This is a genomic window from Microcoleus sp. B7-D4, from assembly GCF_036705125.1.
Taxonomy (GTDB): Bacteria; Cyanobacteriota; Cyanobacteriia; order Cyanobacteriales; family Microcoleaceae; genus Microcoleus.
In genome coordinates this window covers 16,455-31,328 of record NZ_JAUBTT010000015.1, presented here as the reverse complement: position 1 = coordinate 31,328, position 14,874 = coordinate 16,455, and the positions used below count along the sequence as shown (strand labels likewise).

General features: G+C 45.5%; 7 protein-coding genes. 4 read left to right on the top strand and 3 right to left on the bottom strand.

Annotation, left to right across the window (positions count from 1 at the left end):
* Positions 1 to 99: 99 nt before the first annotated feature.
* The 3 genes from coaE to patX all read left to right on the top strand — a co-directional run bounded on the left by coaE (position 100) and on the right by patX (position 3,456).
* The gene (gene coaE, locus QUB12_RS08360; protein WP_333143412.1) at positions 100 to 831 is read left to right on the top strand and encodes a dephospho-CoA kinase; all 732 of its coding nucleotides are present in this window, start codon (positions 100 to 102) and stop codon (positions 829 to 831) included.
* Between the two features lie 518 nt (positions 832 to 1,349).
* Entirely contained in the window at positions 1,350 to 2,624 is a 1,275-nt protein-coding gene (gene iscB, locus QUB12_RS08355) for an RNA-guided endonuclease IscB (RefSeq protein WP_333306338.1), read from the top strand.
* A gap of 619 nt (positions 2,625 to 3,243) precedes the next feature.
* Positions 3,244 to 3,456 (top strand): heterocyst-inhibiting protein PatX, encoded by a 213-nt coding sequence (patX, locus tag QUB12_RS08350; RefSeq protein WP_333306336.1) that lies wholly within the window; start codon positions 3,244 to 3,246, stop codon positions 3,454 to 3,456.
* Between the two features lie 301 nt (positions 3,457 to 3,757).
* Here patX and QUB12_RS08345 read toward each other — a convergent pair whose 3' ends face one another.
* Positions 3,758 to 5,164, bottom strand: a complete 1,407-nt coding sequence (locus tag QUB12_RS08345) for a TldD/PmbA family protein (protein ID WP_333143414.1) — start codon at positions 5,162 to 5,164, stop codon at positions 3,758 to 3,760.
* A gap of 402 nt (positions 5,165 to 5,566) precedes the next feature.
* Here QUB12_RS08345 and QUB12_RS08340 point away from each other — a divergent pair, with 402 nt between their 5' ends.
* A complete protein-coding gene (locus tag QUB12_RS08340) occupies positions 5,567 to 7,183 on the top strand; it encodes a HAMP domain-containing sensor histidine kinase (protein WP_333306334.1) in 1,617 nt (538 codons plus the stop codon).
* Positions 7,184 to 7,462: 279 nt separating this feature from the next.
* Here the strand turns inward: QUB12_RS08340 and QUB12_RS08335 are convergent, their stop codons facing one another.
* Both QUB12_RS08335 and QUB12_RS08330 read right to left on the bottom strand, forming a co-directional pair.
* Complete coding sequence (locus QUB12_RS08335) at positions 7,463 to 13,027, bottom strand: AAA family ATPase (protein ID WP_333306333.1); 5,565 nt, start codon at positions 13,025 to 13,027, stop codon at positions 7,463 to 7,465.
* 167 nt (positions 13,028 to 13,194) lie between these two features.
* Positions 13,195 to 14,721 carry a UDP-N-acetylmuramoyl-L-alanyl-D-glutamate--2,6-diaminopimelate ligase gene (locus QUB12_RS08330; RefSeq protein ID WP_333306331.1) on the bottom strand — a complete coding sequence of 509 codons (1,527 nt, stop codon included), beginning with the start codon at positions 14,719 to 14,721 and terminating at the stop codon, positions 13,195 to 13,197.
* Between the last annotated feature and the right edge of the window lie 153 nt (positions 14,722 to 14,874).

Sequence of the window (14,874 nt, the reverse complement as noted above, 5' to 3'; positions counted from 1 at the left end):
CGCAAATCTTAAAATTTAAGTCTAAATTTGATTGTGTCACCAACATAGCAAAGACTGGCAGTAAGTGTCGAAACACAGGAAGTTTAAACAGAGAAAATTATGAGCGATCTAATTGTCCGTCGGATCGGTTTAACTGGGGGCATCGCCACGGGTAAAACCGCTATATCTAATTATCTGGCAGATGCCTGTGGATTTCCGATTTTAGATGGCGATATTTACGCCCGCGAAGCTGTGAACCCCGGTTCGCCAATACTTGACTCTATTGTAAAACGATACGGCGCGGGTATTTTGCTCCCGGACGGCAATTTAAATCGGCCAGAGTTGGGAAGTATTATTTTTTGTAACGCAGACGAGCGGCAGTGGTTGGAACAACAGATTCACCCTTACGTGCGCCGCCGATTAGTTGAGGAAACTCAAAGCTGCATTGCTGCATCGAGTTTGGTATCCCAAGGGACACAGGATTTAAGTACAAAGACTCAAGAAACCGACTTGTTTGACCACAAGCTAGAACCGAGTATTGTTGAAAAAAAACCCGGTTTCTGTGCCAAGGCTGACACGTTGACTTTGGTTTTGGTAGTGCCGCTGCTGTTTGAAGCTAACATGACTGACTTGTGTACCGAAATTTGGGTAGTGTACTGTTCACCCGAAGTGCAGTTAGAACGACTAATGCAGCGAGACGGCTTAAGTTACGATCGAGCTAATGCCCGTATTAACGCCCAGTTGCCACTAGCTCAAAAGTGTCAACAAGCTGACGTTATTTTGGACAACTCGTCAACCCTCGACTCGCTATTCCTGCAGGTAGATGTGCAAGTCAGTCGCTGTGAGATTTGATACTTGAGATTGACTCGGCGATATCAGTTTTAAAACCTGGTTTTTTTAATTCCTGCGCGGCAGTTCGATTTGAGAGTTGAGATTTGAGATTGACTCCACGATTTTGTGAACGGGCTTTTTTTCCCCAACCGCTTTCGACTCCTCTTTCGGAGTGGCGCGTCAGCGCTCTTGTCACAAAGCCAGATCAGAAAAGATCAGAAAAAATAAAAGGTTCACAATTTATTTAAAAATACAATAGCAACCATTTATGAAGTTAATGTAAGGAACCCCACGCTTAAAAGCGGGGGCTTTTAGGAAGTCCGGCTCGATCGCCAGCGGTGAAAGAAGAAAGCCCGAACCTTACCAGAGACAGGATTAGACCTACGTTTTTAGAGTCATGATACCGAAGAATGCGACGCTAGTTTTTCGCTCTATCGCCAAAAGTTAAACAGGATTAGCAGGGGTTAACCCAGTGCTTTTGGCATAACAAGCTCTTAAAACATTCTCGAAGCGAACTTTACCCAGCAATGGAGGACTTTGTGTCTAATTTCGTTTTCGTCATTGACAGTCAGAAACGCCCACTAAATCCAATCCGCCCAGGATTGGCTCGCAAATTACTAACCACGGGCAAAGCTGCCGTTTTCAAAAAATATCCATTCACAATAATTCTGAAAATAGAGGTAACAGCACCTCAAAAACCAATCACTCTTAAATTAGACCCGGGTTCTAGAACTACTGGAATCGCATTGCTACAAGGGGAGCAGGTAATCTTTGGCGCAGAACTAACACACCGAGGACAAGCTATTAAAGCCTGTCTGGAATCTCGCCGTTCACTGCGTAGAGGCAGGAGAAACCGCCATACCCGCTATCGTCCAGCTAGATTCTTGAACAGAACTCGTCCTAAAGGGTGGTTAGCTCCAAGCTTGCAGCATCGTGTCGAAACAACCTTGACTTGGGTAAATAGATTGATGAAACTTGCTCCCATTGCATCTATTTTTCAAGAACTTGTGCGATTTGACTTACAGCAAATAGAAAACCCAGAGATTAGTGGATTGGAATACCAGCAAGGAGTTCTATACGGTTACGAAATCCGCGAATACCTACTAAACAAATGGGACAGAAAGTGTACGTATTGCGGAAGTACTGATATACCGCTACAAGTCGAACACATCCATCCCAAAGCTAAAGGCGGATCTAATCGCATTTCTAATCTTTGCCTTGCTTGCGATGCTTGCAACAAAAAGAAGGGTACTCAAGATGTTGAGCAATTCCTATCTAAAAAGCCAGAGATTTTAAAGCGGGTTTTATCCCAAGCAAAGCGACCTTTGAAAGACGCAACAGCAGTTAATTCAACTCGCTGGGCATTATTTAATCGACTCCGCATGACTGGCTTACCCGTTTCTACTGGTAGTGGCGGTTTAACAAAGTTCAATCGTACTCGATTGAATCTGCCTAAATTCCACTGGTTAGATGCTGCTTGCGTAGGTCAAGTGGAAAATTTGAAGGTACTGACTTCTCGACCGCTGTTAATTAAAGCAGCAGGACATGGTGCTCGGCAAATGTGTGGCACAAATCGATTTGGCTTCCCAATTCGGCATAGATCGAGAAAGCAAATACATTTTGGGTTTCAAACTGGTGATATCATTGGCGCTACCGTCACCGCAGGCAAGAAAGTTGGTTCCTACGTGGGACGAGTTCTTTGTCGTGCATCCGGTTCGTTCGACATTGCCACAATCCAGGGAAGGGTGGCAGGAATTAGCCATAAATATTGCAGACCTATTCACAAAAAAGATGGCTATTCCTATGGATTTTGATTCAAGGCGACTGAAGTCGCAGCCGCTTTCCTCCCCATGTCTAAAGCCAGGGGCTTCTCGCTCGTTTTCTGGTGAAAAATTAGGCATTGCCCCCTTTAAGGAATCTCATTCACCAAGATATTTATATGTAACGTGCTGATGGCGCGCCTGGGTACTCTCCTGTTGTGTCTTTAATCCCCGGGTTGCCGCTTCACCTCAATAAATTATCGAGTTAATCATAAAAGTAGTAAAACTTTACAATTGGCGGTTTTTGTTTCTTTCTTGGAAGACTGTTTCAAAAGGATTCCAGGGGCGATACCATTTTAGATTTTAGATTTTAGATTTTAGATTTGGGAATGATTTATAACTACCAGGGTTGGGAATACGGGCATAGAAGAGTAGCATTATTTTTTTGAACATGGTCTTGAGTTCTGCTGGTGGCCCGCCAGTAGCAGATAACTAGAAATTACCAGCGAACAAGCGAGCTAGATGATGGATTTCACCCGCTTTTAACCAAAAATCAAAAAAATTGCAGGTGCAGTCACTTACTAATTGATGACTTCGCCACAATTATTTTTTTATCCTGATAGCAGAGTACAGACTGCGTATCAAGAAGGGGAAAATACAAACACCAAAATTTATGATGCGCGTTTACTCTTCCATCCTGATGTCAAGCCTGTTACTGAGTGCTGGCGCAGTTAATGCTCAAAGCTTAGAAACTCGATCGACCTTTTTTGCTCAAGACAACTCTGCTCCAGAAATTTTAACCACTCGAGCTGAGACTCAAAGCTTGTACGATAACGGCCAAGATACGCCGCCACAACCAGGGGATGGGAGGAAAGATAAAGCCTAAAAAGCGATAATTGCGGGGAATTAGAGGGAGAATGGGAGAATATAAAATTGGGATAAGAAGAGAAAAATTGAATATTTCGAGCCATTAATTGCGGACTTACGTACTGCGTAGCAAAAAACCGATTTTTCAGCGGTATTTGACGAGTCAAGGCATAATTGTTCGCTATTCCGGTTTTTTGGCCAAGCGTCCTCAAGATATCAGACAACACCAACGGGCGGGAAATGTTGCACTCAAAAAATAAAGAAAGGTAAAGCGCGAGTAGGAATCTTACGCTTTACCTTTTTTTTCAACTTTTGCAGCCTTAATCTTCTTCTGCAGCTTCGCCACCAACAACGACATCGCGAATCCGCAAACTCGGGCCGCCACAGCCGACGGGCAAACCGCTTTGCCCTGCCTTGCCGCAGCCGCCGGATTCATCCCAGTAGAAATCGTCGCCGATCGCCTCAATATCAGCTAAAGTGCTGAAAACATTACCCGAAAGAGTAACATCCCGCACCGGATTGTCTAGTTTTCCGTCGCGGATCATCCAAGCTTCGCCGGCACTGAAAGTAAACATTTCGCAGTTAGTCGTGCCGCCTTGCCAATTGCGCGCATAAACCCCTTCTTTGATTCCAGAAAATAAGTCTGCAACTGGCGTGTCACCTCGTTCGATCCAAGTATTCGTCATGCGGACGATCGGCGGATAATGATAATTCAAACAGCGAGCATTACCAGTAGGCGTTTCTCCCAATTTACCCGCCGTTTCCCGCGAGTGCAGTCGCCCGACTAAAGCGCCGTCTTTAATTAACTGAGTAGTAGTCGCCGGAGTGCCTTCGTCGTCGTAGAAATAGCTGCCCCGGTGTCCCTCTGGCGCTGCACCGTCGAAAATTTGCAAGTTTTTGGGGCCGAACTGGCGACCGAGGGTCATAATTTCCAAAATGTCGGGATTTTCGTAGGCCATGTCGGCTTCGGAAAGGTGTCCGAAGGCTTCGTGGACGAATAATCCGGTCAAAATCGGGTCGATGACGACGGTGTAGGTGTTGCCTTGGACGGGGGGTAAGGCTAGGGAATCTACGGCTCTCTGGGCGGCGCTGCGAACTTGAACATCAAGATCGGTTAAATCTTCGTAAGCTTTGCGGGAACCAGTAGTTTCGCGGCCGGTTTGTACGGTTTCCCCGCTGCGGGCTGTGGCGGCAAAGCGCATTTCCATGTCTGCCCAACCTTGTTCTAGCATGGTGCCTTCGGAGGTGGCGAGGATGATGCGCTGGGTGCTGTCGCCGTAGCGCACGGAGATTGTGGCGATGCGGGGGTCAATGCTGCGGAGGATGGCCGCGTAGCGATCGCACAATTGCTTTTTGTCAATTAGGGGAACCAGACGGGGGTCTGTTCCTGTCAGCGGCAGCAAGCAAATGTCTTGTACTGGCGTAACTGGCGCCAGGATCGTTTCTTCTTCGCCGATCAGTTTTGCCGCGGCGATGGCTTCTTCGATTCTTTCGGCGAGGGTGGAAAGTCGGTTAAAACTGGCAAAGCCCCAGCCGCCTTTGTGACAAGCCCTGACTTGGCCGCCAATTGAGACTCCTTCGCTGAGGGTTTCAATTTTTTCGCCCCGCAGCAGGATGTCGGTGCCTTCGGCTTCTTCCAGTCGAATTGCCAGATAATCGACTTGGTGGCGGTAGCGTGCCATTAAGTCTGACAGCAGATTTTTCGAGTCGGCGATCGAGGTGGGCATAAGGAAAGCACGGTGTTTAACTTACTTCATTTTGCACTTTTGTCAGGGCGATCGTCCAAAATATCGCCCCAAGCGCGGAGATTGCGACTTATTGGTACGGTTCTGCCAATATCGTTAGTTGACAAATGTGGATATCCTGTGAGTTAGGAGGAAGGTGCAAGAAATTATGCGGGATTTTTCGATCGTGCTGGTGCTTGACCCAGCCCAAAAACGGATACCGTGCCACGTACTTAAGTCGTGGAAAGATAAAAATTTTAGACCAAAGTTCAATCTCCCAGATTTATCTGTGGGGTAAATCTAAAATCTAAAATCTAAAATCTAAAATCGACTGACTCCTAACTCCTGAACTTTCCTATACATAAATACTTCACCCTTCATGCCTCCGAAGGTGGGTTTATAACTGTGAATACTTACTTTTTACCGACAATAAGCGAAATTTTAGCCTCCGAAGGCCAAGAAAATGACCTCCGTCTCTTTGATGCTAAGTTGGCGGGAGAAAACAACCGCCATCGGTGTCCTGCAAGCCGTGGGGCTTCTCGGCTGAAAGCTGAACAGGAATGGTACGGGGCGATCGCAGCTTTGAATCAAATGCTCGATCGGCAAAAAGCAGGACAAAAAACAGATGCCGATCGAGCAAATGGTCGATCGACAATCTCCAATTCCTGTCAGGGATTGGTGTTGTCGGGCCCATCTTCGGTTTTGACTCACCCCGCTTTGGCCAACGGCTTTGCCAATTGGATTTTTACCAGTATTCCCGACAACGATGCAGCTTTGTGGTCTTTTCGGGCCAGACAAACTTTAGCTTTAATGCCGGCGGCTGATGTGCAAATATCAGTGCCTGCGGCGGCCCCGGCTTTGGCTTTGGCAAGTGGCGATCCCTTAGCCAACGAGCAGTTTTGTTTGGTTTTAACTGCTAGTTTTAGCTTGGTGATGGTTTTGGGTGAAAATTCTGCCGGAATTCCGGCTTTTCTATTTTCTTTCGATCCGCAAGTAGTGGCGAAAGCTTGGGAGGTTTTGCGGCGCAGGGTGACTGAAAGCGAATGTTTGCTTGCTAATTCTGACGGTAGCTTCAATTTACCGGTTAGCAAATTAACTAATAATTCTACTAAATTAGACGGGCTGTTCCAGCAGTTTTTGCCTGTGGAACCCCATTATCAAACAGTGATGCAGTTCAGCCGCTTGCTGTTACATAATTTGCCGATTGGGAAAGATGAAGCAGGCAGGATAAAAGATGAAAGAAGTGATGATGGTTTGAACCATAGACATCACAAGTTATCGGCTACAGATATCAACTGCAAATCTCCAATGCCTCTGGCTACTAAAGAGGTGGAATTGCTACAGGCGATCGCCCACGAAGTCCGCACTCCTTTGGCCACTATCCGCACGCTGACTCGGCTGCTGCTGAAACGTCCCAAACTCGATCCGGTGGTGGTCAAGCGTTTGGAAATGATTGATGCTGAGTGTACCGCTCAGATCGATCGCTTCGGTTTAATTTTCCGCGCCGTGGAATTGGAAATGTCGCAAGCTAAAAATTCTGGCGTGCAGCTAACGGCAATGTCCCTCGGTGAAGTGCTACAAAATAGTATTCCCCGCTGGCAAAAACAGGCGAGTGTGCGAAACCACACTTTGGAAGTTATTGTGCCGAAAAAGTTGCCTGCGGTAGTCAGCGATCCGACGATGCTGGATCAGGTTTTAACTAATTTGATTGAGAATTTTACTCGAACTTTGCCTTCGGGGAGTCGCATTCAGGTAGAGGTGACATTGGCGGGCGATCAGTTAAAGTTGCAGTTGGAATCGGAACACTTACCTGAAGGTAATGTCGCATCGACTTTTGCAGAAGCGGCGAATGCTCCTTTGCGATCGATCGGGCCTTTGTTGATGGTGCAGCCGGAGACGGGAAGTTTGAGTTTAAATTTGAGCGTGACTAAGAATTTATTTCGGGCTGCTGGCGGGAAGTTGGTAATTCGCCAGCGGCCCCAAAAGGGTGAGGTGATGACGGTATTTTTGCCGCTGCAATAGTCAGTTGTCATATCATTTCCGGTTACACCGGAATGATGTTGACGGTTGACGGTTGACAGTTAACAGTCAACAGTGAACAGTGAAGGGGAATTTACTATTCCGATGCTAACGGATTTGATATCAGTTGTTGGTTGTCAGTTGTCGGTTGTCCTATCAATTCCGGTTTCATCGGAATGATTTAACCGCAGAGGACGCAGAGAACGCAGAGTCAGAGAAGAGAGAGATTAATAATATCGATCAACAACGGACAACGGACAACGGACAACGGACAACTAACCTTCAATCAATTAAAATCTCAATGACAAACTCGGTTCCTTCTCCCGGTGTTGAAAAACAACTCAGTTTGCCGCCGTGTTTTTCTTCTACAATTTGACGCGCGATCGCCAGTCCTAACCCAGTTCCTTTGCCCACGTCTTTAGTGGTAAATAGATGGTCGAAGATATGATTTTTCACCTCTTCTGACATTCCTTTTCCGTTATCGGCGATGGAAATTTTTACCTTTTCACTTTCTACTTTTGTCTGAATAGTGATGTGATTGGGATGGGCTTGAATTTCGGCAAAAGTCCGTCCTTGATTCGATTCTTCTAAGGCATCGATCGCATTTGCTAACAAATTCATAAATACCTGGTTTAATTGTCCCAAATAACATTTTACTTTGGGAATATTGCCGTACTCTTTAATGATTTCAATTTCTGGATGCTTGTCGTTCGCTTTCAGGCGATGGCGTAAAATCATCAAAGTGCTGTTGAGGCCTTCGTGGATATTGGCCTCAACTTTATGTGCCGTATCCGCGCGAGAGAAAGTGCGGAGGGAGGTGCTGATGTTTTTGATGCGCTCGCACCCTATTTTCATGGAACTCAACATTTTGGGTAAATCTTCTACTAGATAATCTAAATCTATTTCCTCTGCTTTCTCAATCAATTCTGCTTCGGATGGAGGAAACTTTTCTTGATAGAGGCGCAAATAATCAATTAAGTCTTGAACTCCAGCATGAGCTTCATTAATGTTCCCGGCAATGAAACCAACGGGGTTGTTGATTTCATGGGCAACCCCTGCCACTAGATTACCTAATGCTGACATCTTTTCACTTTGGATCATTTGCATCTGAGCTTGCTGAAGTTCATTCAAAGTCTGCTGCACTTGGTGATAGAGGCGGGCATTCTCCAGAGCGATCGCCGCTTGACTAGAGAGAAAATTCAGCACTAGGAGGCGATCGCGACTAAACACCCCACTTGTGATCCGATTTTCTAGATACAAAATGCCGACCAAGTTCCCCTGATTTAGAATTGGTAAACCCAGCAAACTCTCTGGTTGGTGGTGCTCTAAATAATCGTCAATCACAGGCAGATCAGTTTTGAGGTGATCGATGGCAACTGCTGCTAGGGTGTTTTTGACATACTGGATTAATTTAACGGGAACGGTGGGATTGTTCTCTAGGGGTTCCCTTTGCAGGCTAATGTTTTCCCAGGTAGCTATCGCCCGCACTTGCCATTGTTGATCTTGGCACAGCATCAGTACACAGCGATCGGCTCCAGAGTTTTGTAGCATGGTTTGGGTCACAATTTGCAGCAACTCATCCAGGTCGATCGTGCTGGAAATCATTTGGGAGATTTGCAGCAGAGTCGAAAAATCTAGAGCCTGGTTAATGGAGGTGCTTGAGGTAGTGTGATGGGTGATCGAAGGAATTGAGTAGGTGGGATTGGTGAGGGTGGATAGGGTTTCTAAAATAGTGAAGGGTTGGACGCACTGTTGTAAGATGGGACGCAGCAGATCGGGATAACGTTTTTCTAGGTCATCGGTTTTGGCTTTTGCTCCCCAGCGGGCGTAACAATAGTAGGCTTCCTGCATATAGCCTGCGGCAACTTTTTCTTTGCCCCAATTGAGGTATAATTTAGCTGCGAGTTCGTTTGCTAAGGCTTCTTCGTTGAGGAATTCGTTTTCTTTAGCGAGTTGAATGGCGCGATCGTACAACTCAGCAGCCGGCCATTTTTCTTCAGCAACACGAGCCATCTCCGCCTCTAAAAGCAGAAATTTGGACAGACAGTTTTCAGGACAGTTGTGTGCCAAAATTTGAAGTTGTTGCCGATTATTCTGAAGAATTTCTTGATAATCTTTTGGTTGTTTTTCCGGTGCTTCCCCATAAAGTTGCAATACAGTCAAAGACTGATAAAAACAATGCAGAACCGGTTGAAATTGTCCATAGAGTGCATTAGAAAAGTCGGCCGCCGCTACTAACATTTCATAAGCTTTAGCATACTCACCATAGGTAAAAAACAAAAATGCTTTAGCGAAATAGTAAGTGCTACTGCCATAGCCATAGCCAATTTCATTGAATGTTGCTAGCGCCGACTCTTCATCAAATGTTTCAGAGCTAAGGCTATACTTCCCTATCGTTAGCCCTTGCAAGTTCTCTAGGAGCTTGCACTGAAGAATTAGGGCAAAGGCTGTCGTAATCTCAGTCCGTTCCGCAAAGCTGATGTACTTTTCATGTCGAGCCAGCAAACTGTGAATATCGCTTGAGACGATCGCCTGCTGCCAGAAACTGAACAGAGCACTGTGATGACACCAAGAAAAATCCCCTACCTCCATTGCCCCCTGATAAGCAGCTTGTTGCAGAACAAGATTAGAACTGACGTGCTTGCGCCAATGGTTGATAAAGTTGCCGAAGGACATATAAATTTTGCCATTCAGGGTGGTGTTATTAAATTTTTCATTCACCTTCAACCCTAAAAGTCCAAACTCATAGCCCAATTCATAGTCTTGAAAGCGTTGGCAGAGAATTGTGCCATACCAAACATAAACAAAACCCGCCACATTTGTATTCCCGTATTGCAAACAGAGATTGGTCATGTGTAAAACAACCAACACTAACAACTCCTGATTAGTTAGGTAAGTGGGCGGTACCATGTTCATTAGCAGTTTGATCTGCATCTGGCGTTCTTCATCGACAATGAGTGGTGCGTCGATTAGTCCTGCAACTTGGCGCTGATTTAAGGTTTTTTTAACTTCCAGAGCCATCTCTTCTAACTCTGCTTCGTTTGGCATAATCGCCAGTTCTAAGCCTAACAGTGTCAGCCCTTCAATTCCTACCTGAATCGCCTTTTGATACAGGGCATTATTTTGATAATGAGTTAGCTGAATCGCAATAATTTTGGCTCGCTCAAGACTTGAGCTGGCATAACTAAATGCGATTCGTATCAAGTTTTCAGCTTCCTCAAAATGACCTGCTAAAAATTCAGCCTCAAGGCTTTCTAAATACATCGTAAATGTTAATTTATAAGCCGACTCCCATTTATTAGCTGGTAGAAAAGTTAAACCGAAAGCGAGATATTTAGTCGCCGATTCATAAGCAGTTGAGAGTTTAGCTCTCTGCCCTGCAAAGAGGCTAATCTTAGCAAGCTTGGTTCGTTCTTCTTGCTGCGTTATTAGCTCCGAGCCAATGATAAAGTGATTAATAATATCGAACACCTCTTCTCCTCTTTCAACCTCGGAGAAATTCGGAAGAAGTAACTGTCCAATTTTGAGATGGGTTGCTTGCTTTTGGTGAGCGGGAATTAATGAATAAGCAGCTTGCTGAACCCGATCGTGGAGAAATTTGTAGTGAGGTAATTGAGCGGCGGTATTTGGCACGTTGGGGGTGCTTTTCCCCTCTTCTTTCCCTATATAAAACTTGTAAATTTCACTGGTTGGTAAGATGAATCCTTCTTGCAAGGATTTCCATAAATCGGCAGCAGTTTCTTCCGGCGACTTCTCGCTGACTACCGCCAATGTATTCAAATCAAACTGCGCTCCAATGCACGCAGCCAACTTCAGCACATCCTGAGTTTTTGGCGGCAATTTCTGCAATTGCACCGCCATAAACTCCACTACATCATCGGTGATAGTTAGGGCTTTGACTTTGGCGATATCGCACTGCCACCCCCCTGTTACCCCCCTGTGTCCTCCCCTGATAACGGGGGATGTTACCCCCCTCTCTCCCCCCTCCGTAAGGGGGCATGAAAGGGGGGTGGGATCAAACGCAATCAGCCCATCTTCCTGTAGCGCCCTGAGAAATTGCGTGGCAAAAAATGGATTGCCTTTGGTTTTTTGATAAACTAACTCGGTTAATGGCTGAGCAAGAGGGATCTCGCACGAGAGCGTATCTGCTATCAAATCGTTAATATCCGTTTGACTCAGAGGTTCCAAGGTAATAGTATTTACCGTTACTTGGGATTTTTCCATCTCTGCTACTGCCAACATAAATGGATGAGCCGGAGATACTTCGTTATCTCGATATGCCCCAATTACCAGCAAATTCTGACTATCTTTTTCACTCATCAACACTTGCAAAAGCTTCAGAGATGCTGAATCTGACCATTGCAAATCATCCAAAAAAATCACTAAGGGATGTTCTTTTGTAGCAAAAACCGAGATAAATTTTTGAAATAGTAAATTGAAACGGTTTTCGGCGGCACTTCCCGAAAGTTCCGAGACAGGCTGTTGTTTGCCAATAATTCGCTCCAATTCAGGAATTACTTCTACAATAACTTGACCGTTTTCGCCAATAGCCTTGATAATTTTCCTTTGCCATCGTTCTAGCTGAGCGTCGCTTTCTGAGAGTAATTGATCCATTAAATCTCGGAAGGCTTGCACAAAAGCACTAAATGGAATGTTGCGTTGAAATTGGTCGTATTTGCCTTTGATAAAATAACCGCGTTGTCGAACTATGGGTTTGTGAATTTCATTGACTACAGCGGTTTTCCCAATGCCGGAAAATCCGGCAACTAGCATCATTTCGCTGCGGGATAAGTTCGAGTCCGCCCAGCCGCCCTTAGTAAGGCGTGAGTCTTCTTTTCCCTGGTTTCTCTCGTTCCCAGGCTCTTGTGGGGAACGAGATTTAGAGGGGTTTGCTACTCGAGCGAATGCTGCTAATAATGCAGCGACTTCGGTTGCTCTGCCGTAGAGTTTTTCGGGTATGATAAAGCGATCGCAAAAATCTCGTCGCCCAATCGCAAAACTCTCAATTTTACCTGTATCATTGAGTTGTTGCAAACAATTTTTTAAATCTGCTTTCAGCCCTAATGCACTCTGATAGCGACATTCGGCATTCTTGGCAATCAATTTGCTGACAATTTCCGAGAGGACAATGGGTATTTCGGGATTAATTTCACGTACAGATGGTGGGTGCTGGGCAATATGGCAGTGGATCAATTCCATCGGATCGCTGGATTGAAATGGCAATTTTCCTGTCAGCAATTCGTAAAAAGTTATACCTAATGAATAAAAATCTGTGCGGTAGTCAAGGCCGCGATTCATTCTTCCTGTTTGTTCGGGAGATAAGTAGCTGAGTGTTCCTTCGATCACGTTGGGACTCATCAGCATTTGAGTTTCTCGCGGCAGCAAAGATGCAATACTAAAGTCAATGAGTTTGACTTGTTTAGTCTCAGGATTAATCAGAATGTTGGCTGGTTTAATGTCTTTGTGAATGATGCGGTGGCGGTAAAGTATATCTAATGTATTGCTTAGGTCGATCGCAATTTGGAAAAAATCAACAAGAGATGGCACGGCTTTTCCTTTCCCCGTCCATTCCTTCAGAGAAATTCCCCCGAAGTCTTCCACAATCAGCGCATAGCCGTTCCGGTAGGGTTCCAAGCTGTAGGTTTGGATGATTCCGGGCAAATTTAGGTTTTTGGCGATCGTGTATTGATTGCGAAAATGCAAGAGTTCGCTGAAGCTGGGATACTCGTTCCGCAAGACTTTGATGGCGACCGGTTTTTGGTCCGAGAGGCGAATTCCGCGATAAACTAGGGTGCGAGTGCCTGAGTAAATTCGAGCGAGAATTTGATAGCCAGTTAATTCTATCATAGCAATAATTATTTTTTAGATAAATATTTGATTTACTCTTACAATCTAGTGCAAATCAGATTCTTCCTTGGTATTAATACTTAAAAATATAACAAATTTCGCAGCGCGCGAACAGCTAACCGTTAACGGTTAACCGGATTCGGTTAACCGTTAACAGTTAACCGAAGTCAGTTAACCGAATTCATTCTGGCTTTCAAGGCATCTCGCGCTTGTTCTCGATCGTCAAAATGGACTTTTTCGGTGCCCAAAATTTGATAATCTTCGTGTCCCTTTCCTGCAATCAGCACGCCATCTCCGGGTTTAGCGTCCATAATAGCAGTGCGAATTGCAGCGGCGCGATCGCACAAAACGATCGGCTTTACTGCGGCGGGAATTCCTGCTAAAACATCCTCCAAAATGCGATCGGGATTTTCAGTGCGCGGATTGTCGGAAGTAACAACAGTTAAATCGGCTAATTCTGCCACAATTTTACCCATGATCGGCCGCTTAGTGCGATCGCGATCGCCACCGCAGCCAAACACGCAAATCATCTGACCGGGAATAAACGGCCGCGACGCCTTCAACAAGTTCTCCAAACTGTCTGGAGTGTGCGCGTAATCCACAATAACGCTAATATCTTGGTCGGGACTAATTTGCACCCGTTCCATCCGTCCCGGAACTCCCGAAAACTGAGATAATTTCTCCACAATTGCGGACAAATCTAAACCCAATTCTAAAGCAGCACCAACAGCAGCCAACATATTTGATAAATTGAACTGACCGACTAAAGGCAAAACAAAAGCCGTTTCGCCCTTCGGAGTGTGCAGCATTCCCTTAACTCCATTGGGCTGATACTCCAAATCAAAAGCATACAAATCTGCCGTTTTCAGAACAGTGCTATAACTCCAAAGTCGATCGGACTTTAAACTTTCAACTATCCGCTGTCCGTAGGGATCGTCAATATTAATGATAGCGCGATTTTTGAGGTAATCGGAACCAAATAAAAGCGATTTAGCCTCAAAATAATCCTCCATATCGCGGTGATAATCGAGATGGTCTTGAGTCAAATTTGTAAAGACAGCAACTTCAAAATTACACCCTAAAACTCGCTGCTGTGCTAAAGCGTGGGAACTGACTTCCATCACCCCGTGTTTGCATCCGGCTGCTACAGCTTCTGCTAATTGCTTTTGCAGGTCAACCGCAAAAGGTGTGGTGTAAAGTGCAGTTTGTTGAAAGCCCGGCCAGCGAGTGTAAAGCGTGCCGAAAATCGCCGTCGGCAACTGCATTTCATTAAGCAAAAATTCGATTAAATGAGTTGTTGTAGTTTTGCCGTTAGTCCCGGTAACGCCGACAAGTTTTAATTTGCTAGCTGGATTGCCGTAAAAAGCAGTTGCTATTTGACCGCAAACTTGGGCCATATCGGCTGCTGCGATGACGCAGGGAACCTCTTCTAGCCCCCCCTTAGCAAGGGGGGGTTGGGGGGGTGTCTTCTCGGCTGCTTGGGTGGAAATTATGGCGGCAAGTGCACCAGATTCGATCGCACTTTGCCAAAAATCTCCCCCATCAACCCGAGTTCCCGGCATTCCCAAAAACAAATCGCCCGCCTGACAAGCGTGGGAATTAGTGGATAAACCCTTGACTTCGGCATCGAGGGCGGGATGTTTGGCATCAAAGGAAATGCTGGGAACTGCTGCTAATAATTCTCTCAATTTCATCTGAAAAACTCCTCACTTGGATGTCTTGAATATGACTGGCGGAACCGATTTTTGAGCCACTCTCTACAGGTTTTTGCTGTGGGCGGTGCAAAGCCTAATTTTTTTTGGTGCGCGATGTAAAATCTATCTGCCTAGAGTAAGCTGCACACCGAG

Bases quoted from the DNA above. Each gene is read 5' to 3' on its own strand.
- coaE (WP_333143412.1), top strand. From the start codon at position 100: ATGAGCGATCTAATTGTCCGTCGGATCGGTTTAACTGGGGGCATCGCC.
- patX (WP_333306336.1), top strand. From the start codon at position 3,244: ATGATGCGCGTTTACTCTTCCATCCTGATGTCAAGCCTGTTACTGAGT.
- QUB12_RS08345 (WP_333143414.1), bottom strand. From the start codon at position 5,164: ATGCCCACCTCGATCGCCGACTCGAAAAATCTGCTGTCAGACTTAATG.
- QUB12_RS08335 (WP_333306333.1), bottom strand. From the start codon at position 13,027: ATGATAGAATTAACTGGCTATCAAATTCTCGCTCGAATTTACTCAGGC.
- QUB12_RS08330 (WP_333306331.1), bottom strand. From the start codon at position 14,721: ATGAAATTGAGAGAATTATTAGCAGCAGTTCCCAGCATTTCCTTTGAT.